This is a genomic window from Rahnella sp. CFA14(1/10) (assembly GCF_004195095.1).
In the GTDB taxonomy this organism is placed as follows: Bacteria; Pseudomonadota; Gammaproteobacteria; order Enterobacterales; family Enterobacteriaceae; genus Rahnella; species Rahnella perminowiae.
The window spans coordinates 41,535-62,004 of record NZ_SEWS01000017.1 but is presented as its reverse complement, the minus strand read 5'-3'; the positions used below and the strand labels follow the sequence as shown (position 1 = coordinate 62,004).

Genomic DNA, 20,470 nt, shown 5'->3' with positions numbered 1-20,470 from the left:
ATCGGTTATTTTCATTTATCGTCCATTTACAATTTATTTAGAAACGCGCGCTGACTTTGCCTTATCGTTATACCCTGGGATATATAACGAAAAGTTCAATAACGGTAAACTACAATGGGAAACAAAAAGACGATGGCAATGATGCAAAAAGCGTTGCTGACTGCGGCACTTCTGGTAGCGGCACAGGCTTCGCAGGCAGCGGAGGATTTTCGTGTGACTTACGCCGGTTCGATGGGGGTGGTCATGGACAAATACCTCGGACCGGATTTCGCGAAAGAAAAGAAAGTGAATTATCAGGGACAGGGGCAGGGCGCTTACGGCATGGCGAATTTGCTGGCGTCGAAAAAAGTGGTGGCGGATGTATTCGTTTCGATCACGCCAGGGCCGGTTAAGATCCTGCAAAAAGCCGGGCTGGCCGGGCAGGCGATCCCTGTCGCCAGCACCAGCATGGTGATCGCTTATAACCCGAAAGGAAAATATGCCGAAAAATTTGCCGCGATAAAAGACGGGAAAGCGGGCGCAGAACCGTGGTGGAAAGTGCTGCAAACCCCCGGGCTGCAATTTGGTCGTACCGATCCGGTCAGTGATCCGCAGGGGCAGAACATCATTTTCACCATGATGCTGGCGGAGAATTACTATAAACAGCCGGGGCTGGAAAAAGCAGTGCTGGGCGATGTACAAAATCCTCAACAGATTTCCGGCGAAGGCGGATTGCTGACGCGTCTGGAAGCCGGTCAGGTAGATGCGGCATCAGGTTACGAGAGCGCCACCCGTTCAGCCCATCTGCCGTACATTAAATTGCCGGACGAGATTAACCTGAGCAATCCGCAGATGAGCAATGACGGGTACAGCAAAGTGACTTTTAATGTGAAAGATGCGGCCGGTAAAGAGAAAACGCTGAGCACCCAGCCGCTGGTGTTCTACGCAGTTGTGCTGAACAACGCGCCGCATCCTCAGCTGGCCAAACAGTTCATCAGCTACATGCAAAGTGCCAGGAGGCAGAAGCTGTTTGAACAAAATGGCTATGATAAGCCGAAAGGCGGAAACCTTTAAGTTGCGTGCGTCAGGACTGGCGGTTCCCGCTCTGGCGTTGCTGATGGTGCCGTTTGTTACCCTGCTTTTCCTGACGCCGTGGTCAGATTTTCATCTGGCTTACGGTGACAGCCATGCGGTAGTCGTTTCGCTCGGTCTCAGCCTGGTGTCGGTAGGGCTGATTGTGGTTCTCGGTTTGCCGGTAACCTTCTGGCTGGCGAAAACGTCATCGCGCTGGCGCAATATTGTGGAAGTACTGGTGCTGATCCCTTTGCTGACACCGCCGCTGGCGATGGGGATTTTACTGGTGTCGGTTTACGGACCTTATGGCTCGGTCGGGGAAATCCTTTCCGCTATCGGCATGACGCTTAATAACAATGCGCCCGCGTTCGTGCTGGCGCAGATTTATGGTGCGTTACCGTATTTTATTTTATCCGCGAGAGGCGCGCTGGAGGCCGTGCCGGAAGATGTCGAAGAGGCAGGGAAAACACTCGGTGCATCACCGTTTCAGGTATTTATCCGGCTGACATTACCGCTGGCCTCACGCGGGATTGCCGCCGGTGTGGCGATCGCCTGGGTACGTGCCATCGGGGAGTTTGGTATTGTGATGGTATTCTGTTATTTCCCGCAGGGCATTCCGGTAAAAATGTTTATCAACCTGCAAAACGACGGGGTGACCTCGGTGTACTCGCTGCTATGGATCCTGCTGATGGTGACTCTGCCGTTGCCGTTGCCGATGTGGCTGCTTCTGCGTACCAAAAAACAGACTGTGCATTACAGCTGATCGCCGGTAATTGCGTATGATGTCTTTATCATGCGCAAAAATCAGGTTGTCGTGGAGGCGAAATGAATATCAGTGATGTGGCGAAAAAAACCGGGCTGACCAGCAAAGCGATTCGTTTTTATGAAGAAAAAGGGCTGGTCACCGCACCGGCCCGCAGTGAAAACGGCTATCGCCGCTATGCGCAAAAACATATCGAAGAACTGACATTGTTGCGCCAGGCGCGGCAGGTCGGATTTACGTTAGAAGAGTGCCAGGAACTGGTGGCATTGTTCCACAATCCTGACAGGCACAGCGCGGATGTAAAAGCGCGTACCCTGGAAAAGGCCGCTGAAATTGAGCGGCACATTCAAGAACTGAAAACAATGCATGAGCGCTTACTTACGCTGGCAGAGGCCTGTCCCGGCGATGACGGAGCCGAGTGCCCGATCATCGACAATCTCTCAGGGTGTTGCCACAAACACTGAGATCTTATTTAACGGGTTTCAGGTTCCACGCGCAGCGTCGCGCCTTCCACGCCGGTGATAATCACTTTGTCACCGGCGTTCAGCGGCGACGTACAGATAGCGCGCCAGCTGCTGTCACCGATTTGTACCCGCGTGAACTGATTAGTGACGGGTTCCAGCACCGTGGCATAAGTGCCGACTAACTGCTGGCCTCGCTGATTCAATGCTGAATTGCCGGCGGATTTATCCACCCGCTGGTTCAGCCACTTCCACCACAGCCACGCGGCCAGAATGGTCAGCAGTGCAAACGCTGTGCCCTGCCATTCCCACGGTAGCGGCAGGATCCACGTGACAGCGCCCACTAAGGCGGCCGCCACGCCACTCCATAGCAAGTAACCACTCGCACCCACCAGCTCAGCCGCCAGTAACAGGCCGCCCAGAGACAGCCAGAATACGTGCGGGTTTGCCATGAAATCATGTGGCATTATTTGCCGCCTTTGGTTTCTTTTAGCAGCTCAGCAATACCGCCGATTGACCCCATCAGACTGGTAGCATCCAGCGGCATCATGATGATTTTGCTGTTATTGGCAGAACCAATTTTCGTCAGGGCATCCGTATATTTTTGTGCCACGAAGTAGTTAATCGCCTGCACATCACCGGCAGCAATCGCTTCGGACACCATTTTGGTTGCCTGCGCTTCCGCCTCTGCCGCACGTTCACGCGCCTCAGCCTGCAGGAATGCCGACTGACGCTCACCTTCCGCTTTCAGAATTTGTGACTGCTTTTCACCTTCAGCACGCAAAATGGCGGACTGCCGTACCCCTTCTGCTTCCAGAATATCGGCACGTTTTGTACGTTCGGCTTTCATCTGCGCGTTCATTGCGGAGATCAGCTCAGCCGGTGGGCGCACGTCACGGATCTCGATACGGGTGATTTTTACACCCCAGGGATTGGTGGCTTCATCAACGATATGCAGCAAACGTGCGTTGATATTGTCACGTTGTGACAGCATCTCGTCGAGTTCCATCGAACCGAGAACGGTACGGAAGTTCGTCATTGTCAGATTGACGATCGCCTGCTCCAGATTACTGACCTCATAGGCAGCGCGTGCGGGATCAATAACCTGAATAAAACACACGGCATCGATGGCCACATTGGCGTTATCGCGGGAAATGACTTCCTGTGAAGGAATATCCAGCACCTGCTCCATCATATTAATTTTACGGCCGATGCGGTCAACAAACGGCACGACCAGATTCAGTCCGGGCATCAGGGTCTTGGTATAACGGCCAAAACGTTCGACGGTCCACTGATAGCCCTGAGGCACGATCTTGATGCCGGCGTAGACCACCAGCAAGGCCAGTACGATCAGAATAAGGATAGGAATGGGAATGAGGTCAAACATAGTATGTAACTCCTGTAAAACTGCGTTCTGATGATTCCTGTGGGAATAATCGAATAAAAACATGTCCCTGGCGCTCTCACCGCTGGGTCAGGCGCATGTACAATTATCGCACAAATCGTTAAGTCATCGTATTAATAAAAGAAGGGTTCTGCGGATAAAGGCGGAGGAAAGCTTAAAAAAAAACGCACGTCCGGTTAAATGACGTGCGTCTGCTGTTTTACGGTGAAGCCAGCGTATTAATAAAGTAAGGAATATAACTGACGACGATACTTCGCTGCCAGCGCATCACCGGTGCCCAGTGCCGCCATAATATCCATCAGTGTCTTACGCGCTGCCCCGTTTGCCGCGCCCAAATCTTTCTTCAGCGGCGCCATCAGCAGTTCCAGTGCTTCTTCGTTACGCCCGACCTGATGCAGTTGCAGGCTGAGTTTTACCACTAACTCGGCGTTTTCAGGATCCTGCTGCAATTCCTGTTGTAACAACTGAATTTCCGGCGTGTCGGCTGCCTGTTTCAGCAACTCAATTTGCGCAACCAGCCCCTGATAACGGGAATCTTTATCCTGCAGCGGGATGGTCGCCAGCACGGCCTCTGCATCATCGGTACGGTTCAGATGAATTTGGGTTTCCGCCAGCAACAGGCCAATATCACTGCGCTGATTGCTCAGTTGCCACGCTTCTTTCAGTAACGGCAGGGCGTCATGAGTATTGCCCGCCTGCAGCAGCTCCTGTGCCTCGGCCAGTTTCAGCTCTTCTTCTTTCGGCAGCACTTTCTGCAACAGTTCGCGGATCACCTCTTCCGGCTGCGGCCCCTGGAAACCATCGACCGGCTGACCGTCCTTGAACAGGTAAACGGCAGGAATTGAGCGCAGGCCAAATTGCTGGGCGATCATCTGCTCGGCATCGCAGTCCACTTTTGCCAGGATCAGCTGACCGGCGTATTCCGCAGCCAGTTTGTCCAGAACGGGCCCCAGTTGCAGACAATGCTGGCTGCGTTCAGACCAGAAATAGAACATCACCGGCACCGACATAGATTGTTCCAGCGTCTGGTGCAGATTGGTTTCGTTGATATCGATTACTGTAGGTTGTGCAAGCATGAATTTGTTCTCTCCGCTACCTGTCATACTTCGAACTGCTGATGCGTTGGCTACGCTCACTGACCCCGGTCACTTAGGTATCTAAGCTCCCGGGGATTCGTGAACTTGCCGCCTTCCCGCAAGCCGAATTATTTAGGGTATAGAAAATTAAAGTATTTAAGAATAGATGGGGGCGACGCGTGCCGCTTCAACCCCTTATCGTTTTTACTTAGCTGTTTCCGCGTAATATTTTGTCCAGCAGGCGTGCCGGTAACAGGCGTTTAAGTACCGTCAGCGCATGGGCGACCAGCGTGACCGGATAACGAAAACGCGCGCGCGGGTTTTCTAAAGCATGGTGCAGTTTGGGTAAAACTGCCTCAGGCCTGAGCGTAAAACGTCGTGCAATGCCTGGATTTTCTACCGGCTGGTCGGCCTGTGACTGATTCACATTGGCGGTGAAATTACTGCTCAGCGGACCGGGTTCAATCAGGCTGACCTGAATCCCCGTACCGTGAAGTTCCATACGTAGCGTATCGGACCAGGCCTCCAGCGCAAATTTACTGGCGGCATAAGCGCCACGTCGTGGCGTCGTTATCAGCCCCATCACCGAGCTGGTCTGGATAATACGGCCTTCGCCGTGCGGTAACATGGCGGGTAACAAAAGCTGCGTCAGCTGATGTGTACCAAACAAATTGGTGGAAAATTGTTGTTCGAACTGCTCACGGCTGATGCTGCCGAGCGGGCCGTAAACACCGTAACCTGCATTATTAAACAGGCCGTACAGACGGTTGCCGGTCAGTGCTATGACCCTGGCAGCCGCAAGTTCGACGCTCTGTTTGTCATCAAGATCACACTGAATAGTTTCAAAACCCATTTGTTGCAGTGTGTCGATATCCTGTGTTTTACGACATGCCGCCAGAACCCGATAACCGCGTGCGCGCAAATCCTGTGCGGCAACCAGTCCGATACCGCTGGAACAACCGGTGATTAATACTGCTTTTTGCATAACTTTACCTGTGAGGTGTCCCTATTTTTTATGGCTGTGATTTACTAGGGAGTCGGGTGAAAAAGGTAACGTCTTGGTTTTACTCACGTCCCGGTATTATTTTATTCGTCGTATTTTAACCCTAATGTACCAGCAGCGGCGTGAGTTTTTCTGACATCCATCCGGCAATAAACGACTGTGCTGCCAGGGCCGGATGTAAGCCGTCGTCCTGCATCCACTCAGGTTTCACGGCGACCTGTTCCATAAAGAACGGCACCAGCGGGATGTTCTCCTGCTTTGCCAGTGCCGGATAAATGGCGTAGAACGCATCGCCGTAGCGGCGGCCATAATTTGGCGGGAGGCGGATTTGCATCAGCAGCGGTTGGGCATTGGCCTGTTTAACCTGCTTAATCACCTGGGTCAGCGTCCGGGAGATGGCCTGTGGCGGGAAGCCCCGTAACCCGTCGTTGGCGCCCAGTTCAATCAGCACCCAGCGGGGATGATGTTGTTGCAGCAAGGACGGCAGGCGTGCCAGCCCTTGTTCAGCGGTATCACCGCTGATACTGGCATTGATAATGGTGGGTTTACCGCCTTCTTTTTGCCAGTTGTTATTCAGTAATGTCGGCCACGATTCGGCTACCGGAAGGCGATAGACAGCACTCAGACTGTCGCCAATAATCAGCAAGTTATCAGCAGCAACGGCGCGAAAACTCAATAATCCTAACAACATAAGGAAGGGGAGATGCCAGCGGAAAATGTTCTTGAAGTTCATCATCTAAGTAAGCACGTCGGTCAGGGTGAAGGTCAGCTCACCATCCTGTCCGGTGTGGAGCTGGTTGTCAAACCTGCCCAGACAATTGCCCTGATTGGCGAATCCGGCTCCGGTAAATCCACCTTGCTTGGCATTCTTGCCGGGCTGGATGATGGCACCCGCGGTGACGTGAAATTGCTGGGTAAATCTCTTAGCGAACTGAACGAAGAAGGGCGCGCAGCACTGCGGGCTAAAAATGTTGGTTTTGTGTTTCAGTCCTTCATGCTGGTGCCGACACTCAACGCGCTGGAAAATGTTCAACTTCCTGCGTTGTTACGTGGCGAAAGCGACAGCCGCAGCCGTCAGCAGGCGATGCAGTTACTGGAAAGCCTGGGGCTGGGCGAACGTCTTCATCATCTTCCGGCACAACTTTCCGGCGGTGAGCAGCAACGTGTAGCGCTGGCGCGGGCCTTTATCGGCAAGCCGAAATTGCTCTTTGCCGATGAGCCGACCGGTAATCTGGATCGCGTAACCGGCGAACGCATTGTCGATCTGCTGTTCTCACTAAACCGTGATGCGGCGACGACGCTGATTCTGGTCACGCACGACGAACAGCTGGCGGCGCGTTGTCAGCGCCGGTTACGTCTGCGTGACGGGAAATTGTGGGAGGAAGCATGATCTGGCGCTGGTTCTGGCGGGAATGGCGTTCGCCCTCACTGCTGATTGTCTGGCTGGCGCTGGCGCTGGCGGTAGCCTGTGTGCTGGCCCTCGGCAGCATCAGCGACCGCATGGACAAAGGGCTGAGTCAGCAGAGCCGTGAGTTTATTGCCGGGGATCGCGTGCTGAGTTCTGCCCGTCCGATCACCGAAGCCTGGCTGCAAGATGCCCAGGCGCAGGGATTAAAAGTCAGCCGTCAGCTCTCTTTCATGACCATGACTTTTGCCGGTGAAACGCCGCAACTGGCAGCGGTTAAAGCGACTGATCTGGCGTATCCGCTGTATGGGGCGTTACAAACCGAACCGGCAGGGCTGAAACCTGAGCCGGGAACGGTACTGGTTGCGCCGCGATTACTGGCGCTGCTGAACGTGAAAATCGGTGACAATCTGGATGTGGGTGATACCACGCTGAAAATTGCCGGTGTGATCCTACAGGAGCCGGATTCAGGCTTTAACCCCTTCCAGACTGCACCCCGGGTGATCATGAATCTGGAAGACGTGAAAAAAACCGGTGCTGTTCAGCCGGGCAGCAGGCTGACGTATCGCTATATGTTTGCCGGTTCACCGCAGGCCATTCAGAGTTATGGTGAGGCGATAAAAGGCCTGCTCAAGGCGGATCAGCGCTGGAGCGGCATGGAAGATTCCGATGGCGCGCTGGGCAAATCCTTACAGCGTTCACAGCAATTCCTCACGCTGTCTGCGTTGCTGACGCTGATGCTGTCGATTGCCGCCATTGCCGTTTCAATGGGGCATTATTGCCGCAGCCGTTACGATCTGGTTGCGGTGCTGAAAACACTGGGTGCCGGGAAAAAAGCGCTGCGCAAACTGATTATTGGTCAGTGGCTGGCAGTACTGGTACTGGCAGGGTTGTGCGGTAGCGTGATCGGTCGGGTGTTTGAAGCCGTGCTTATGAAGGTGCTGGCACCGGTTCTGCCCGCCACCTTGCCGCCTGCCGGTGGCTGGCCGTGGGTGTGGTCGATGGGTGCGATGGTGGTGATTTCTCTGCTGATCGGCATCCGTCCCTATCGTCAATTGCTGGCCACACAGCCGCTGCGTGTGCTACGCCATGACGTGGTAGCGAATGTCTGGCCGCTGCGTTATTTCCTGCCGGTAATGGTATTGGTGGTGATCGGTCTGCTGGCGGCACTGATGGGCGGAAGTTCACTGCTCTGGTCGTTGCTGGCAGGCGTGCTGGTGCTTTCGTTACTGCTCGGTGTGACTGGCTGGGGAGCACTGATGCTGTTACGCAAGCTGACGCTCCGTCAGTTACCGCTGCGTCTGGCGGTTAACCGCCTGCTGCGCCAGCCGTGGGTAACACTCAGTCAGCTGGCGGCGTTCTCAATGTCGTTTATGTTGCTGGCGTTACTGCTGGTGATGCGTGGTGATTTGCTGGACCGCTGGGAACAACAACTGCCGCCGGACAGTCCGAATTACTTCCTGCTTAATATCACCAAAGAGCAGATCCCACAGGTAACGGATTTCCTGCATCAGCATAACGCTGAGCCGGAAACCTTCTATCCGATTGTGCGGGTTCGCCTGACAAAGATTAACGATAAAGTGGCCACGGATATCATCAGACCGGACGATGCGGGCGGGGAAGCGGTGAACCGTGAGCTGAATCTGACCTGGATGCAGGGCTTGCCGGATCACAATCCGCTGGTGGCAGGCAACGGGCCGCCGAAAGCCGGTGAAGTGTCAATTGACGAAGGGCTGGCGGGAAGACTGGGGCTTAAACTCGGTGATACCGTGATGTTCAGCGGCGATACGCAGGAATTCAGTGCCAGAATTACCAGCCTGCGGAAAGTAGACTGGGACAGCCTGAAGCCGAATTTCTACTTTATCTTCCCGCCTGGTGCGCTGGATGCACAACCGCAAAGCTGGCTGACCAGCTTCCGCTATCATGGCGATATCAGCACTATCACGCAGCTTAACCGCCAGTTCCCGACGCTGAGTTTGCTGGATATCGGCGCGATTCTGCGTCAGGTCGGGCAGGTATTACAGCAGGTCAGCAGGGCGCTGGAAGTGATGGTGATCCTGGTGATGCTGTGTGGCGGATTGCTGTTGCTGGCGCAGATTCAGGTCGGCATGCATCAGCGCCGTCAGGAACTGATTGTTTACCGTACGCTGGGTGCCAGCAAAAAAATGCTCCACCGGACACTGTGGTGTGAATTTGCCGTGCTCGGGCTGGTGGCCGGGATCGCCGCCGCAATCGGTGCGGAAGCCGCGTTATGGCTGCTGCAACGCAAAGTGTTTGATTTCCCGTGGGAGCCGAATTATCTGATGTGGATTGCGGTTCCGGTCGTCGGGGCGGTGCTGTTGTCAGTTTGCGGTGGCTGGCTGGGTGTCAGATTGCTGCGGGGACGGGCGTTGTTCAGGCAATACGACTCGTAGTTTCTAAACGCCTCCCCCTGCGCTAACCGGGTGTCCAGGTTTAGGGGTTCAGTTCATCGCAGGGGAGGGAGCCGATCGCGCTTTTCTCCTCCCCCTTCGCAGGGGAGGGAGTCGATCAAATCAAAGCTTATCAACTGCCCATTCAATGCCGCTGGCGTATTCTGGCGGCAGCATCGGGACCAGTGCGTTGAGAGTGTCTTTCAGCAGGCTGGCGCTGGCGTCGTTGAGATTCAGGTGTCCGACTTTACGACCCGGACGCACGTCTTTCTCATACCAGTGTAGATTGACCAGCGGCAGACTCAGCCATTTTTCTGATACATCGGTGCCAATCAGATTCACCATCACCGACGGCGAACTCACTACCGGTTTCGGCAGTGGCAGATCGAGAATGGCGCGCAGATGCATTTCAAACTGACTGTAGGATGCGCCGTTTTGCGTCCAGTGTCCGCTGTTATGCACACGCGGCGCCAGCTCGTTGATCAGCAACCCTTCGCTGACCACGAAACATTCCATCGCCATCACGCCGACATATTTCAGTTCGTTCATGATGGCCGACAGCATGCCTTCTGCCTGCCGTTGCAGATTAGCATCCGGCTGTGGCAGCGCAACGCTGGTGCGCAAAATACCGTCCTGATGCAGGTTGTGGGTCAGCGGATAAAAGACCGTTTTGCCGTCGTGTCCGCGCGCACCCACCAGCGAGACTTCACCGGAGAAATTGATGCCCTGCTCAACGATGCATTCGCCGTAGCAATCCTGCGGCAGCGTATTTTCTTCGCCTGAACGCAGACGCCACTGACCCCGGCCGTCGTAACCGCCAACACGACGTTTCACAATCGCCAGTTCACCCAGCTGTGAGAAAACCTGCGGCCATTGGGCAACATCGGCCAGCAATTGCCATGGTGCGGTTGCCAGGCCGAGTTGATCCAGTAACTGTTTTTGCGTCAGGCGGTCGGCCAGACGCGGGAAAATATCGCGGTTGACGAACGCATTATGCGTCGCCAGTTCACGGGTCAGGGCAGTTTCCGGCCAGCGCTCGATTTCAGCAGTGATGACGCTTTGCTGATACGGTACGGCTTCCGGCTCGGCATCCAGGCCGACGGGATATACGGCGATGCCCAGTGGTTCACCGGCCTGACGCAGCATTCTGCCTAACTGGCCGTTTCCGAGTACGCAAACCGGTTTCATGCTTCCTCCCGCGGATCGGGATTATTCAGCACTTCGTCCGTTTGTGTAGTGCGCCATGTCGCCAGATTTTTGGCGATTTCAGCATCATGCAGCGCCAGAATCTGTGCCGCCAGTAGCGCCGCGTTAGCCGCACCCGCTTTACCAATCGCCAGCGTACCGACCGGAATGCCACGCGGCATCTGCACGATGGAATATAAGCTGTCGATGCCACTGAGTGCCGCACTTTGCACCGGAACACCCAACACCGGTACCAGCGTCTTCGCCGCCAGCATGCCCGGTAAATGCGCTGCGCCACCGGCACCCGCGATGATCACATCAAATCCGTTAGCGGAAGCCTGCTCAGCGAAAGTAAATAACTTGTCCGGCGTACGGTGAGCGGAGACGATATCGACATGGAAAGGAATATTCAGCGTTGTGAGGACGTCGGCGGCGAACTGCATGGTCGCCCAGTCACTTTTTGACCCCATAACGATGGCGATTTTTGCCGGGGTAACGTTGGATGACATGTCTGTAAAGCTCCTGTGATTCGGAAATAGAAACTGCGAGGGCGCAAATGATAGCATGCTCCGTGAGGGAGGAAAACGGTTGCGTCGCCGGAAAACCGCGCATTTTTGATGAGAAGTTGGCGGCAGATTTGTATAATCCCCCTCACGCTGTTAATGACAAATCTGACTGGAAACTGATTTATGACGCAGGCTTTACTGGCACCGATTTATGATTTTCTTCACTGTGAAACCCCTGCTATCTGGGTCGATGTGGCGCTGGAAAATCAGACGGTGATGCTGATTGATCACGCCAACTGTGAAAAGAAAGCGGCGGCAACGGCGATGAGCCTGATGACCAAATATCTTGAGCGCACTGAACTGCTGTTTTGCGCGGCCCGTCTGGCACGGGAAGAGCTTCACCACTTTGAGCAGGTGGTGGAAATCATGCAAAAACGCAATATTACTTATACCCAGCTTTCACCGTCGCGCTATGCCAGCGGGATGATCAAACATACCCGTCATCATGATGATCTGAATATTCTGGTTGACCGGCTGATTATCGGAGCGTACATCGAAGCGCGTTCCTGCGAGCGCTTTGCCAAAATTGCGCCACATCTCGATGAAACCTTATCGCGCTTTTATACCTCACTGCTGCGTTCTGAATCACGGCATTTTGCCGATTACCTGGCGCTGGCAGAACAGTATGCCGGAACGGATATCCGTGAACGGGTAGAGGAGTTTGGCAGAATTGAAGCGGAACTGATCCTCACGCCGGATGAGCAATTCCGCTTCCACAGCGGCGTACCTGTTACCCTTCATACTTCAGGCTGCTGATATGTTGACTGCGTTCATTCGCCCTGGTCACTGAGCCAGCTAAGCTCCCGGGGATTCACAAACTTGTTGCCTTCGGCAACTCAACATTATTCAGGGTAATGGGAGGGTGACTCAAAACGGGAAGCTGATCAGTTCCACGTTGTCGGCAGTCACCTTGACCATCGAGCCTTCTTCGTGCCAGGCACCGAGTACCACCCGGTGCCCGGTTTTATTCTGCAACGCCACCTCGTGGATCGCCGGACGATGGGTATGGCCGTGAATCATCCATTCTACGCCTGACGTCTGCATTTCGCTGATCACTGCCTGCGGGTTCACATCCATAATATCCAGTGACTTACCCTGATTTGAGGCTTTGCTGTTGGCGCGCATTCTGGCGGCAATCGCCAGCCGCCATTTCAGCGGCAGCATCAGGAAAAGTTTTTGGATCAGCGGGTTGTGGACTTTTTTGCGGAAATTTTGATACGCGACATCATCGGTACACAGGGTATCACCGTGCAGGATCAGGACGCGGCGGCCATACAGCTCAAGCACTTTTTTTTCCGGCAGCAATGTCATCAGGCTGTCGCGTGCGAAGCGTCTGCCGAGCAGAAAATCGCGGTTACCATGAATGAAAAAGCAGGGTACGCCTTGCTGGTGTAACTGATTGAGTGCTGCGGCGATCTCGGCATGAAGCGGCTGCGGATCATCGTCGCCTATCCAGGCTTCAAACAGGTCACCGAGAATGTACAGGGCATCAGCCTGCGGCGCATCTTCGCGCAGAAAACGCAGAAAACCGGCAGTGATTGCCGGTTCCTGTGCGCAAAGATGGATATCTGCAATAAAAAACGTGGTCATCCCGACGTTGATTATTCGCTGACTGTGACGCTTTTGATCACAACATCTTCTTTTGGAACGTCCTGGTGCATGCCGCTGCGGCCGGTTTTGACGGCTTTGATCGCGTCAACCACATCCATGCCTTCGACCACTTCTGCGAATACGCAGTAACCCCAACCTTGCGCATTTTTGCCGCTGTGGTTCAGGAAATCGTTGTCAGTGACGTTGATGAAGAACTGAGCCGTGGCGGAGTGCGGATCGTTGGTACGCGCCATTGCCAGCGTGCCTTTGGTATTTTTCAGACCATTGTCTGCTTCATTATTGATAGGCGCATCGGTGTTTTTCTGGTTCATGCCTGGCTCAAAACCGCCGCCCTGGATCATGAAACCGTTAATCACACGGTGGAAAATAGTGTTGTCGTAGAAGCCTTTACGGCAATAGTTCAGGAAGTTTTCAACGGTGGCTGGCGCTTTGTCAGCGAAAGTATTAATGATGATGTCGCCGTGGTTAGTGTGGAAAGTGACCATATTTATCATCCTGCTAATGTTGATGTGTGCTCTTAGTAAGAGCGGCTACTATAGCCTTTTCTTATACCATAACTCAAAAGTTGCCGTCAGCAGTGGCTTTGTGATGACTAAAGCCCGTCCGGTGGCCTTATGGCGTTTCGGTGAAATCATTTTCGTTATATTATACGCGTTAGTGTCGCTTAAACGCGTCAACGTCATTTTCTACGCCCAACACACGGAATAGCCTGATGCTGAAGATTTTTAATACCCTGAGTCGCCAAAAAGAGGAATTCAAGCCAATTCATGCCGGTAAAGTCGGTATGTACGTGTGTGGGATCACTGTTTACGACCTGTGTCATATCGGCCATGGTCGCACCTTTGTGTCTTTCGACGTGGTATCACGTTATCTGCGCTACCTCGGTTATGACCTGAAATATGTGCGCAACATTACCGATATCGACGACAAAATCATTAAACGTGCCGCTGAAAATGGCGAAACTTTCATGTCGCTAACCGATCGTATGATCGCGGAAATGCACGCTGATTTTGCCTCACTGAACATTTTGCCACCGGACGCGGAACCGCGTGCGACGCGGCACATTGATGAGATCATCGATATCGTGCAGAAGCTGATTGACCGCAACCATGCTTATGTCGCGTCGAACGGCGACGTGATGTTCTGGGTGGAAAGTGATCCGGATTACGGCGTGTTGTCCCGTCAGGATCTGGATCAGTTACAGGCTGGCGCACGCGTTGAAGTTGAAGCTAACGTGAAACGCAATCCGATGGATTTTGTGTTGTGGAAAATGTCTAAGCCGGGCGAGCCGAGCTGGACATCACCGTGGGGCGAAGGTCGCCCGGGCTGGCATATCGAATGTTCTGCCATGAACTGCAAACAGCTCGGCGCGCATTTCGACATTCACGGCGGCGGTTCTGATCTGATGTTCCCGCACCATGAAAACGAAATTGCACAGTCAAGCTGCGCGCATGACGGTCCGTATGTGAATACCTGGATGCACTCCGGTATGGTGATGATTGATCGTGAAAAGATGTCCAAATCGCTGGATAACTTCTTTACGGTGCGCGACGTGCTGAAATATTACGATGCTGAAAGTGTGCGCTATTTCCTGATGTCGGGTCATTACCGCAGCCAGCTGAATTACAGCGAAGAGAATCTGAAACTGGCGCGTACCTCAATGGAGCGTCTTTACACCGCGCTGCGCGGGACCGATGCTGCTGCAATGCCAGCCGGTGGTGAGGCTTTCGTTGCGCGTTTCCGTGCCGCTATGGACGACGATTTCAATACGCCGGAAGCTTATTCTGTGCTGTTCGATATGGCGCGTGACATCAACCGCCTGAAAGCGGAAGACCTGTCTGCGGCAAACGGACTGGCCGCCGAACTGCGCCAGCTGGCGGGTGTACTTGGCCTGCTGGAACAGGATCCGGAGCAGTTCCTCAAGTCCGGCGCACAGGCGGATAATGACGACGAAGTGGCTGAAATCGAAGCGTTGATCAAACAACGTAACGATGCCCGTGCCAGCAAAGACTGGGGCATGGCGGACAAAGCGCGTGATCGTCTCAATGAAATGGGTATCGTGTTAGAAGATGGCGCTGCCGGAACCACCTGGCGCCGCAAGTAATCTCCTTCATACCTGAAGCTGCAGCAGTGTGCCTTGCTGCAACTCCAGTTATTTTGGAGAGGCGTGATCTCAACAGCCTCCTTTTTGGAGGCTTTTTTATAAGGATTACCCTGTGACCCGAATGCTTCTGACGTATCAGCCCCCGTATGACTGGCAATGGATGACGACTTTTCTCGGCGTACGTGCGTTGCAGGGCGTCGAACAGCAGGACGGCGAATATTATCAGCGCACGCTGGCAGTGATGCACAATGGTGAACGGCTGACAGGCTGGTTGCGGCTGCGTCCGTTGCCTGAGCAACATGGCGTTGAGCTGGAAGTGTCGGCGTCGCTCTCGCCGGTCACGGAAAAAGTGGCGGCACAGGTGCGGCGTTTGCTGGATCTGGACGCGCAGCCGATGCTGATCGCCGGCGGTCTGGGGACGCTGGCGGAAAACGCCGTGGGATTACGTCTGCCGGGCTGTATCAACCGTTTTGAGCTGACGGTTCGCGCCATTCTCGGACAACTGGTGAGCGTGAAAATGGCGGCGACACTGGCGACGCGGCTGACCGAAAAATGGGGAGATCCTGTGTGTACGCCGTTTGTGGCGCTGACCCATTTGTTTCCATCTGCGGCTACGATCGGGCAGTTAACGGTGGATGATTTACGGGGCATCGGTGTGCAGGGCAAGCGTGCGGCATGTCTGATTAATCTTGCACAGGCGGTGGAAGAGGGGCGTTTGCCGCTGGATGACATCACCGATGTGCAGGACGGAATAAAACAACTGCTGGCAATGCCGGGGATTGGCAACTGGACCGCCAGTTATATCGCCATGCGCGCCTGGTCTGCGCCTGATGTTTTTCTCGGGGGCGATTATCTGATTAAGCAACGCTTTCCGGGAATGACGCCGGCGAAAATTGCCCGCTATGCTGAAATCTGGAAACCCTGGCGTACTTATGCCACGCTACATTTATGGTTCAATCACGACTGGCAGCCGGATATGCCCTAGTCGGGTTCCAATGTTACCCTTGTGCACCAGACTGAGGATTTTCAGGCGGTGTTTCGCCGCTGGTGTACGCGATGGCGTTTTTTTGCTCCGGTTCATATTTATAAACCCGCCCGCGTCCGTTGTGTTTGGCGATATAGCAGGCCATATCCGCCTGTGCCATGTATTCGCTGCCGGTTACGTTTGCATCGTTTATTTGCGTCATCCCTGCGCTGGCTCCGATCCGGTAGCCATTTCCTTCCCAAATAAAGTAAAAATTATTGATTTTATCCACCAGATGCTGAAGCGTTATCAACCCCTGTTCCTGGGGACAATCAAATAAAATCAGCGCAAATTCATCGCCACCCAGCCGCGCCAGCCGGTCACTGTTGCGGATATTCTCCTGCATCAGGGTGCTTAATTGACGCAGCAGTTCATCCCCGGCGGCATGCCCTGCCGTGTCGTTAATCGCCTTAAAATGATCCAGATCGATAAACGCCAGCACATGAGACTGACGTTGTGTTGCCGTCACATTGAGCGCTTTTTTCAGGCTCGATTCGAAGCTGCCACGATTCGATAACCCGGTGAGTAAATCGTGAGAGGCGCTGTAGCTAAGTTTGCGCATCAGTTCGCGGGATTTACTGACATCCTGTAGTACCAGCACAATGCCAATCGGTTCGTCTTTCAATGTACGCAGCGGCGACACGGCCAGCTGAACGTCAAACAAAGCAGTATGCTGTCCGTGCAGAACCAGGGAACGCTCAACCGAAGAGTGCAGGTTTTCATTGATATCAAACTGCAAAAGGTTATCGATAAGCGGCCCTCCCGCCCCTTTGCTGATAAGCACAATGCGGCTCACCGGTTGTCCCTGTGCCTGCTGTTCTGTCCAGCCGGTCATTTTCTCGGCCACCGGATTCATGAAAGTAATATTCATGTTACGGTCAGTTGAGATCACGGCTTCATTGATAGAATTGAGCGTGATATGCAGCAGTTCTTTTTCTTCATGCAGCGCTTCCGAAAGGCGCTTATTGGTCACTTCGGTGTGTTTAAGTTCGTTGATATCTTCAATCTGAGAAATGAAATACAGCGGATTATGGTGTTCATCACGCACCAGCGATACGGCGAGCAGTGTCCAGATAATTTCCCCGCTGCGGCGCATATAGCGCTTCTCCAGAGTGTAGCTCTGGATTTCATCGTTAAGCAGTTGCTGCAGTAGCATCAGGTCTTTGCCCAAATCGTCATGATAGGTAATTTCCTGGAACGTCAGGGTCGTCAGATACTCCGCCTCATAACCCAGCAACTGACATAACGCTTTGTTTACCTGCAACAGTTTGCCTTCCGGAGATACCAGCGTCATACCAATCGCTGAATATTCCATGGCATTTCTGAAGCGATTTTCACTCTGCGTGATGTGAGATTTTTCAGCGCGCAGCGCATGCATCGCCATCGCCATGGCATTCGCAGGCATCAGAATCAGTAACAGCGGCAGAAAAATTAACCCCTGGGGGACCTGAATCGACAGTCGCGGCTGAACAGAAATAATGCCGCTGGTATGCAGTAACGCAATCATCAGGGTCACTGCCAGGAAAATAATGAACGCTTCAATCCGGGGTAAACGAATGGCGCACCACAGCAGGGGAATGGTGATAAATGCGAAAGTGTAAGGCAGCCATTTCAGCGCAAGATAACCGGCGGCCAGGGTCAGGATTAACGTCAGAAGTAGCCCGAACAGACGTCGTGAAGTGAGCAGTTTAGACAGATAGCCGCGCTGGTAGATTAGCCCCAGTGGTGTGAGAGCGAGGATCGCCACCGCTTCTGACATAAACCAGGTCACAAAGCGGCTTTGTAATTCCGCCGGGGTATGAGCAGGCAGAATAAACAACAGCATAATTAACGCGCCGACCAGCGGGCAGAAAATTACCGCGACGAAGAGAAATTTCATCCAGGAACCCAGCCCGGAAAGCGGATCCTGGGCTGGCAGCATTCTGCGCAACAACGCGGCGCAAAGTGCCCCTTCAATAAGATTGTTGATCAGATAAGGCAGGTAATGGAAAAAAGGGGTGCCGAGGATGGTATGTGATGCCGCGATCCCAAGCGCAGCGGACCCCAGCAGCGGGATCCAGGCGCGATAACGGTTATGGAATAAAACAGGGATCAGCAATGCCGTCGGTAGCCACATCCCGGCGAGGCTGGATGACTTCTGAATAATACTCAGGCAAGTCAGCGCCAGCAGGCAAATTGAAATGCCCAAAAGTAAGCAGGATGTCCAGTTTGCCCGATAAATCCTGCGTGAAAGCGGTTTGCTCTTTTCCACAATGAAAACCTTTTTCTGGCTGACGGAGAGTTGCAGGCAGTCGCAGTGACACTTATTTATTCCTGTTACTCTGCACCTGTCGCAAGTCGGGCTGCGACAGGAGGAATGAATATCGGAGAATCAGCGCTAATTATTAATGTAAATTCTACATTACGCTGTAATAGATAACGAATTTTCCGGCCAGAAAGCCGGAATTGATTCATCAGAGCAGGAAAATGGTGGCGAGGCCGAGGAAAATGAAAAATCCGCCGGTGTCTGTCAGCGCGGTAATCATGACACTCGAACCGACTGCCGGGTCCCGGCCAAGACGCACCATGGTCAGCGGGATCACGACGCCCATCAGTGCGGCCAGCAGCAAATTCAGTACCATCGCCAACGTCATCACGGCACCCATTTGCCAGTCGCCGTAGAGCAGCCAGGTGACGACCCCCATTAATCCGCCCCACACAAGGCCGTTGATCAGCGCCACGCCCAGTTCCCTGAATATCAGGAATTTCAGATTGCCGAGCTGTACGTGGTGCAACGCCAGCCCGCGCACAATCATAGTGATGGTCTGATTACCGGTATTCCCGCCGATACCGGCAACAATGGGCATCAGCGCGGCCAGTGCAACGAGCTGTGAAATCGTGTGTTCAAACAGGCCAATCACGCGGGAAGCCACAAACGCCGTACACAGATTGATGGCCAGCCATGCCCAGCGATTACGTACAGCTTTGGTCACCGGCGAGAAAACATCTTCTTCAGGACTTAACCCCCCCATACGGCGTAAGTTGCTGTCGGTGTCGTTATTGACGAAATCAACAATTTCTTCCACCGTCAGGCGCCCCATCAGTTTTCCTTTTTTATCCACGACGGCAGCGGTGATCAGATCGTAGCGCTCGAACGCACTGGCTGCATCCTCCGCTTTATCCTCCGGTTCAAAGCTCGTGAGTTCGGTGATCATCACATCAGAAACCAGCGTATGCGGCGGGTTCAGTAAAATGGTAGTCAGCGGCAATTCGCCGATCAGCGTATTTTTCCGGTCAGTGATAAAGACTTTGTCGGTTGCCTGGGGAATTGATTTGCGTGATCGGAGAAAGCGCTGAACGGTGCCCAGTGACACATCCGGACGAACGGTCAGTAACTCGAAATCCATAATGCGGCCAACGCATTCTTTACTGAATTTCATGACTTCACGGACTTTGTCGCGCTGGCGCGGATCCAGCGAAGTCAGTACGCGGCCAATCAGGTCGCGGGGCAGATACTCCGCCAGATAAACCTGATCATCGACATCCAGCAGTGACATGGTTTTGAGCAAATCTTTATCGCTCATTTCTTCGATCAGGCTGTCCCAGACCGTTTCTGAGACTTCCACCAGTGCTTTGCCGCGCGCAGCAGGTTCTACCAGCCGCCAAAGCGCCAGACGCTCCCGTATCGGCAAGGCTTCCAGTACGTCCGCCACGTCAGCGGCATGAAGATTTTTTACCCGCGAGGTCAGCTCGGCGGTGTTGTCCATCAGTTGTGCACGCGTGTCGTCATCGACGTCCGGTTCCTCGCCCAGAATACTGTCGGCGAGGTCATCGGTGTTCAGAAGGAGATCGAGGATCCTGCTGCGGCTTTCAGCCAGCTTCTGGCCGTAATTTTTCGGTTTTTCACCAGGCATTTGAGATCCTTAGTCCTTTGAATAACGGCAGGTTTTCAACGTTCCGGTACAGGTTTTTTCAGGAGCCGGTTCCTGTGGCCCCAAAGTTTGCGTATCGGTCAGGGCTTGTTTTTGATCCTGATGATGTGAATACGCGCCGATAGCGGAGTAGACCAGACGTCCGAACAAAATAATGAAGCTTATCGCTAAAACGATTTTCGTTATTCTGATGTTGGTTTTTCGAGACATAATTTAATCGCTTAAGTAAATCGTTGCTACGGTGAAGGAATGAAGACATGCAAATGATAACGTTTACAATATATAGCACATCTAAACAGGCGGCCAGATAATCGGATTAAGAACAAAACGTGCGGTATTAACTTTTATACAACTGACAAAAACGCATCCTTTTCCTTATTCATGGGAATGATCTCATTAAATAATCTATACATTTTATTTTGTTAATCACGCGATGAATTTGTTTGAGATGAATTTCAGCCAAATCATAAAGATTGTGTTTATTGATATGCA

Annotated in this window: 19 protein-coding genes; 8 read left to right on the top strand and 11 right to left on the bottom strand. The window is 53.4% G+C overall.

Translation table 11 applies throughout. The annotated features are described in order from the left end of the window. Positions 1-114 precede the first annotated feature (114 nt). From EVX52_RS24365 to cueR, 3 genes are all read left to right on the top strand, one after another. Positions 115-1,053: an extracellular solute-binding protein gene (locus EVX52_RS24365; protein ID WP_240783496.1), complete on the top strand. Its 939-nt coding sequence runs from the start codon at positions 115-117 to the stop codon at positions 1,051-1,053. Next, positions 1,025-1,816, top strand: a complete 792-nt coding sequence (locus tag EVX52_RS24360) for an ABC transporter permease (protein WP_205952718.1) — start codon at positions 1,025-1,027, stop codon at positions 1,814-1,816. The genes EVX52_RS24365 and EVX52_RS24360 overlap by 29 nt, the downstream gene beginning before the upstream one ends. Positions 1,817-1,878: 62 nt before the next feature. Beyond that, positions 1,879-2,280, top strand: coding sequence for a Cu(I)-responsive transcriptional regulator (gene cueR, locus EVX52_RS24355; RefSeq protein WP_129955618.1), 402 nt, complete (start codon positions 1,879-1,881; stop codon positions 2,278-2,280). 8 nt (positions 2,281-2,288) lie between these two features. On the opposite strand, the gene EVX52_RS24350 is transcribed toward cueR, so the two are convergent. The 5 genes from EVX52_RS24350 to tesA all read right to left on the bottom strand — a co-directional run bounded on the left by EVX52_RS24350 (position 2,289) and on the right by tesA (position 6,494). Continuing rightward, positions 2,289-2,744 (bottom strand): NfeD family protein, encoded by a 456-nt coding sequence (locus tag EVX52_RS24350; protein WP_129992290.1) that lies wholly within the window; start codon positions 2,742-2,744, stop codon positions 2,289-2,291. Next, on the bottom strand, positions 2,744-3,664 hold the full coding sequence (locus EVX52_RS24345; RefSeq protein ID WP_129955616.1) for an SPFH domain-containing protein: 921 nt from the start codon (positions 3,662-3,664) through the stop codon (positions 2,744-2,746). The genes EVX52_RS24350 and EVX52_RS24345 overlap by 1 nt, the downstream gene beginning before the upstream one ends. A gap of 236 nt (positions 3,665-3,900) precedes the next feature. Next, complete coding sequence (locus tag EVX52_RS24340) at positions 3,901-4,758, bottom strand: co-chaperone YbbN (RefSeq protein WP_129955615.1); 858 nt, start codon at positions 4,756-4,758, stop codon at positions 3,901-3,903. A 208-nt stretch (positions 4,759-4,966) separates the two neighbouring features. After that, positions 4,967-5,743, bottom strand: coding sequence for an SDR family oxidoreductase (locus EVX52_RS24335; protein ID WP_129955614.1), 777 nt, complete (start codon positions 5,741-5,743; stop codon positions 4,967-4,969). A 121-nt stretch (positions 5,744-5,864) separates the two neighbouring features. Next, complete coding sequence (gene tesA, locus EVX52_RS24330) at positions 5,865-6,494, bottom strand: multifunctional acyl-CoA thioesterase I/protease I/lysophospholipase L1 (RefSeq protein WP_129955627.1); 630 nt, start codon at positions 6,492-6,494, stop codon at positions 5,865-5,867. Between tesA and ybbA the strand changes: the two genes are divergently transcribed. Both ybbA and ybbP read left to right on the top strand, forming a co-directional pair. Continuing rightward, the gene (ybbA, locus tag EVX52_RS24325; RefSeq protein WP_129955613.1) at positions 6,465-7,151 is read left to right on the top strand and encodes a putative ABC transporter ATP-binding protein YbbA; all 687 of its coding nucleotides are present in this window, start codon (positions 6,465-6,467) and stop codon (positions 7,149-7,151) included. The genes tesA and ybbA overlap by 30 nt on opposite strands. Then, positions 7,148-9,580, top strand: coding sequence for a putative ABC transporter permease subunit YbbP (ybbP, locus tag EVX52_RS24320; RefSeq protein WP_129992289.1), 2,433 nt, complete (start codon positions 7,148-7,150; stop codon positions 9,578-9,580). Before ybbA ends, ybbP begins: the two co-directional genes overlap by 4 nt. Positions 9,581-9,700: 120 nt before the next feature. Here the strand turns inward: ybbP and purK are convergent, their stop codons facing one another. Further along, on the bottom strand, positions 9,701-10,765 hold the full coding sequence (gene purK, locus EVX52_RS24315) for a 5-(carboxyamino)imidazole ribonucleotide synthase (protein WP_129955611.1): 1,065 nt from the start codon (positions 10,763-10,765) through the stop codon (positions 9,701-9,703). Continuing rightward, positions 10,762-11,271, bottom strand: a complete 510-nt coding sequence (gene purE, locus EVX52_RS24310) for a 5-(carboxyamino)imidazole ribonucleotide mutase (RefSeq protein ID WP_129955610.1) — start codon at positions 11,269-11,271, stop codon at positions 10,762-10,764. Before purE ends, purK begins: the two co-directional genes overlap by 4 nt. A 180-nt stretch (positions 11,272-11,451) precedes the next feature. On the opposite strand from purE, the gene EVX52_RS24305 reads away from it, so the two are divergent. Further along, on the top strand, positions 11,452-12,084 hold the full coding sequence (locus EVX52_RS24305; RefSeq protein ID WP_129992288.1) for a tRNA-(ms[2]io[6]A)-hydroxylase: 633 nt from the start codon (positions 11,452-11,454) through the stop codon (positions 12,082-12,084). 111 nt (positions 12,085-12,195) lie between these two features. Here the strand turns inward: EVX52_RS24305 and lpxH are convergent, their stop codons facing one another. Beyond that, a complete protein-coding gene (gene lpxH, locus EVX52_RS24300) occupies positions 12,196-12,918 on the bottom strand; it encodes a UDP-2,3-diacylglucosamine diphosphatase (protein ID WP_129992287.1) in 723 nt (240 codons plus the stop codon). A gap of 11 nt (positions 12,919-12,929) precedes the next feature. Next, positions 12,930-13,424 carry a peptidylprolyl isomerase B gene (gene ppiB / locus EVX52_RS24295; protein ID WP_129992286.1) on the bottom strand — a complete coding sequence of 165 codons (495 nt, stop codon included), beginning with the start codon at positions 13,422-13,424 and terminating at the stop codon, positions 12,930-12,932. A gap of 227 nt (positions 13,425-13,651) precedes the next feature. Between ppiB and cysS the strand changes: the two genes are divergently transcribed. Together cysS and alkA are read left to right on the top strand one after the other, a co-directional pair. After that, positions 13,652-15,043 (top strand): cysteine--tRNA ligase, encoded by a 1,392-nt coding sequence (cysS, locus tag EVX52_RS24290; RefSeq protein WP_129992285.1) that lies wholly within the window; start codon positions 13,652-13,654, stop codon positions 15,041-15,043. A 121-nt stretch (positions 15,044-15,164) separates the two neighbouring features. Further along, positions 15,165-16,028: a DNA-3-methyladenine glycosylase 2 gene (alkA, locus tag EVX52_RS24285; protein WP_240783497.1), complete on the top strand. Its 864-nt coding sequence runs from the start codon at positions 15,165-15,167 to the stop codon at positions 16,026-16,028. A 13-nt stretch (positions 16,029-16,041) separates the two neighbouring features. Here the strand turns inward: alkA and EVX52_RS24280 are convergent, their stop codons facing one another. Further along, positions 16,042-18,318, bottom strand: coding sequence for a diguanylate cyclase (locus tag EVX52_RS24280; protein ID WP_129955604.1), 2,277 nt, complete (start codon positions 18,316-18,318; stop codon positions 16,042-16,044). A 202-nt stretch (positions 18,319-18,520) separates the two neighbouring features. Then, complete coding sequence (gene mgtE / locus EVX52_RS24275) at positions 18,521-19,960, bottom strand: magnesium transporter (RefSeq protein ID WP_129992283.1); 1,440 nt, start codon at positions 19,958-19,960, stop codon at positions 18,521-18,523. Positions 19,961-20,470 lie beyond the last annotated feature (510 nt).